This is a genomic window from Kitasatospora sp. NPDC094019 (assembly GCF_044764505.1).
Classification (GTDB): domain Bacteria; phylum Actinomycetota; class Actinomycetes; order Streptomycetales; family Streptomycetaceae; genus Kitasatospora.
Map to the genome: position 1 here is coordinate 875,900 of NZ_JBIWIF010000001.1, position 927 is coordinate 876,826.

At 69.3% G+C, this 927-nt stretch carries 1 protein-coding gene; it reads left to right on the plus strand.

Features of this window, described 5'->3' with window-relative positions:
* Window positions 1–927, plus strand: a 927-nt coding sequence (locus ACIQ9P_RS04085; protein WP_402349279.1) for a WD40 repeat domain-containing protein, incomplete at both ends; no start/stop codon positions are given.

A 927-nucleotide genomic window follows, 5' to 3' on the forward strand; every position in this document is an offset into this window, starting at 1 on the left:
GGCCACCCGCACGCCATCACCGGCAGCAACGACAACTCCGTCCGAGTCTGGAATCTCACCACCGGCACCCAGACCCACCACCTCACCGGCCACACCAGTGGGGTGAACGCGGTCGCGGCAACCCGCATCAACGGCCACCCGCACGCCATCACCGGCAGCAACGACAACTCCGTCCGAGTCTGGAATCTCACCACCGGCACCCAGACCCACCACCTCACCGGCCACACCGACTGGGTCAAGTCAGTGGCGGTGACGCCCATCAACGGCCGCCCGCACACCGTCACCGGCAGCGACGACAGCTCCGTGCGGGTGTGGGACCTGACCACCGGCACCCAGACCCACCACCTCACCGGCCACACCAGTGTGGTCAGGTCAGTGGCGGTGACGCCCATCAACGGCCGCCCGCACGCCGTCACGGGCAGCAACGACCGCTCGGTCCGGGTGTGGGACCTGACCATCGGTGCCGAGATCCGCACTCGCACCGGCCACTTCGGTGGGGTGAACGCGGTGGCGGTGACACGCATCAACGGCCACCCGCACGCCGCCACCGGCAGCAACGACAGGTCCATGCGGGTGTGGGACCTGACCACCGGCACCCAGACCCACCACCTCACCGGCCACACCAGTGGGGTGAACGCGGTCGCGGCAACCCGCATCAACGGCCACCCGCACGCCATCACCAGCAGCAACGACAGGTCCATGCGGGTGTGGGACCTGACCACCGGCGCCGAGATCCGCACTCTCACCGGCCACACCAGCTGGGTCAGGTCAGTGGCGGTGACACGCATCAAGGGCCGCCCGCACGCCGTCACCGGCTGCACCGACGGCTCCGTGCGGGTGTGGGACCTCACCACCGGCGCCGAGATCCGCACTCTCACCGGCCACACCGACTGGGTCAAGTCAGTGGCAGTGACACGCATCAAGGGC